Consider the following 3,294-nt stretch of genomic DNA (forward strand, 5'->3'; position numbering starts at 1 on the left):
AAATCATAAAGCTTATGGGTTATATTTTCGGGGATGGTTCTATAACATTTTTTGAAAAACAATGTGATTTTCTTATTTCGTTTTTCGGTAAATCTGAAGACCTTGAAGACATCCAGAAGGATTTAGATAGGTTAGGTTTCATTGAAACTGAGTATGCAAGATACGATTTTGAAACAAGAACTTCTATATGTAAAAATCAGTCCAGCAGCCTTGCCCTGCTTCTCATCGCATTAGGTACGCCATGGGGGGACAAGACATGCCATGATTTTAAGGTTCCAGAATGGCTTTTTAAGGCACCTTTGTGGCAAAAAAGGCTATTTTTAGCATCCTTTTTTGGTGCAGAGATGTCTACCCCCAGACCATATACTCATCATGGTTACAATTTTTATTGTCCTGTAGTTTCCATGAATAAAAGGCCATCGAATGCTGAAAGCGGGAAAGATTTTTTGCGGGATTTATCTCTTCTTTTAGAAGAAGCAGGGGTAAAAACAAAAAGGATCTCTACAAGGGTTGAAAAGGTTGGAAAGGATAGAAAGCCGCGAATAAGAGCACGACTAATCCTTTCTACAGAACCGGAAAGCTTACTAAACCTCTATGAGAGGGTTGGTTTTGAATATAACCGCAAAAAAACATTTTTTGCAAATTTATGTGCCCATTATATAAGAAAGAAATCCCTTATCATTGAAGAAAGAAAGAAATCTGAATCAATAGCTCATTGTCAAAAACAGGAAGGCTGTTCAATCGAACAAATATTTGCCAACATCAACTCTCCCTGGGTAAATAAAAGATTTATTGAACGATCATTATACGAGGGGAGAAAAACTGCTCCTCGGGTTTCATCAGCATTCGGAAAATTCACCCAATATATGCAGGGAATTACGCAAAATCTTAAGGAATCAGGTTTTGTTTTTGATAAAATTGTGAGGATCGAGAAAATCTCCAACACCGGGTACGTGTATGATTTTACTGTGGCACATCATGACCATAACTTCATTGCAAATAATTTTTTAGTTTCTAACTGTGGCGTAAGGCTTATGCGCTCCGGGTTGAGCGTAGAAGAGATAAGAGGCAGGATAAGGGAGATTATCGACAGGTTCTATATCAACATTCCAAGTGGTCTGGGCTCTCACAGGAAAGACCTTAAATTATCACGTAATGAATTAGAGAAAGTCCTTAAAAAAGGCGCAGAGTGGTCAGTACGAAGTGGGTATGGGACAGAGGAGGACCTCGCATTTATTGAGGATGGCGGCCGCATTGAATATGCAGACCCGCAGAATGTGTCAGAAAGGGCTTATGAGCGGGGCAAGGACCAGCTTGGAACCGTTGGAAGCGGTAACCATTTTGTTGAAATAGGTTATGTAAAAGAGATATACGACGGGGACATCGCAAGGGTATTCGGACTCTACGAGAATCAGGTTACGGTTATGATTCATACAGGCTCAAGGGGCCTCGGCTACCAGGTATGTGATGACTATATAAGGGAGATGATAAAGGCATCTGAAAGGTATGGCATATCCCTTCCGGACAGGCAGCTTTGCTGTGCCCCTTTCGAATCGGCGGAGGGTCAGAGGTATCTGGGAGCCATGGCATCTGCAGCAAATTACGCCTTTGCAAACAGACAGATGATAACCCACTGGGTGAGAGAAACCCTCGAAGGTATCTTCAGGGCGAGCGCCAGAAGCCTTGACCTTTCCCTTGTGTATGACGTATGCCATAACATTGCGAAGATAGAGAAACACAGGATAAAAGGCAGGGAATCAACCGTGTGTGTCCACAGAAAAGGGGCAACAAGGTCTTTTTCAGCGGGCAATCCTGCGATACCGGGAAGATATATGGAGGTGGGTCAGCCTGTCCTTATCCCAGGGGATATGGGCAGGGCATCGTATGTCCTTTGCGGAACGAAGCGGGCAATGGAAGAGACCTTTGGGAGCACGTGCCATGGTGCAGGTCGTGTGATGAGCAGGCATCAGGCAATAAAGGTATCAAAGGGACGTTCCATCAGCAAGGAGATGGAGGCAAAAGGGGTCTATGTGAGGGCGGCAAGCAGGGAGACACTTGCAGAGGAGATGCCGGAGGCCTACAAGGATGTATCAAAGGTTGTCCGTGTTGTCCATAATGCAGGTATTTCTAAACTTGTCGCAAAGATTGTACCCTTAGGATCTATTAAAGGATAGGGTATAGGGGACAGGGTATAGGGGATAGAATACAGAATACAGGAGACAGGAGACATGTTTGGTTATTGGAAATTGATAATTGGAATTTGTTTGATTATTGATAATTGGTTATTGGTGATTGAATAATGATATATGGGACGGGGGTTAAATGAAAAAGAAGAAAAAAGGCATTATCATTTTATTTACCGGTGATGGTAAGGGAAAAACTACAGCAGCCCTCGGTACTGCCCTTCGTGCAAGCGGTTATGGAATGAACACACTTATGATAGAGTTTATAAAAGAGAAGGGAAAATCAGGGGAACAGAATGTCTGCCCATCCCTTTTAGAGCACATAGATATACGTCCTTTTGGTATGGGGTTTATATTCAGGGGGGATGACCCAAGACCGCATATGGAAATGGTTGAAGCGGCATGGCTTTTTATGGAAGAGATGCTCCAAAAGAAGAAATACCATATCCTTATCCTTGATGAACTGGCTGTAGTATTGAACCTCGGGCTACTCCCAATAGAAAAGGTAATCAACTTTCTCATCCAGAAGGACGACGCCCTCCATGTGATAATAACAGGCAGGGATGTACCACTTGAACTTATAAAGATGGCGGACATTGTGACAGAGATGAAAGAGGTGAAACATATATACAAAGAAGGGGTAGCAGCGATACAGGGGCTGGACTACTGAGGTAACTACACGATGCACGATACTGGATACTTGATACTGGTCTCTGTTTGGTAATTGAAAATTGGTCATTGGTGATTGAATAATGATACAGGGGATAGGGTACAGGGGATAGGAGGAATGATGCACGATGCCCGATACACGATATATGAGGGACGATGTACGGAACACTTCACGAGCCACGATGAAGAAGGCACAGAGGGGGTAACGTCAAAAAAGCTATGAAAAAACACTCCGAAAAAGAAGGAAACACAAACAAGGCCCTCACCCTTGAGGGGGAAGGAAACACAAACAAGGCCCTCCCCCTTGAGGGGGGAGGGAAAAGGGTGGGGGTGAAAGAATCAAGGGGCATAGCAAGAGCATTAAGAAAGCGCTCCACGGATACAGAGAGTTATCTATGGAGATATTTGAAGAATAGACAGATGGAGGGCTTTAAATTTCGCC

At 43.4% G+C, this 3,294-nt stretch carries 4 protein-coding genes; all 4 read left to right on the top strand.

Annotated elements, in window-relative coordinates; genetic code table 11:
• On the top strand, positions 1–2,174 hold a 2,174-nt coding region (locus NTU69_11615; GenBank protein ID MCX5804156.1), incomplete at its 5' end, for an RtcB family protein.
• Positions 2,175–2,322: 148 nt separating this feature from the next.
• Positions 2,323–2,853 (top strand): cob(I)yrinic acid a,c-diamide adenosyltransferase, encoded by a 531-nt coding sequence (locus NTU69_11620; GenBank protein ID MCX5804157.1) that lies wholly within the window; start codon positions 2,323–2,325, stop codon positions 2,851–2,853.
• Positions 2,854–2,928: 75 nt separating this feature from the next.
• Entirely contained in the window at positions 2,929–3,075 is a 147-nt protein-coding gene (locus tag NTU69_11625) for a hypothetical protein (protein ID MCX5804158.1), read from the top strand.
• A partial coding sequence (locus NTU69_11630) for a DUF559 domain-containing protein (GenBank protein ID MCX5804159.1) occupies positions 3,072–3,294 on the top strand: 223 nt, incomplete at its 3' end. The genes NTU69_11625 and NTU69_11630, both read left to right, overlap by 4 nt.

The organism is Pseudomonadota bacterium (genome assembly GCA_026388215.1).
In the GTDB taxonomy this organism is placed as follows: Bacteria; Desulfobacterota; Syntrophorhabdia; order Syntrophorhabdales; family Syntrophorhabdaceae; genus JAPLKF01.

Excerpts from the sequence above, each read along its gene's own strand:
- NTU69_11620 (MCX5804157.1), top strand. The coding sequence starts at position 2,323 with ATGAAAAAGAAGAAAAAAGGCATTATCATTTTATTTACCGGTGATGGT.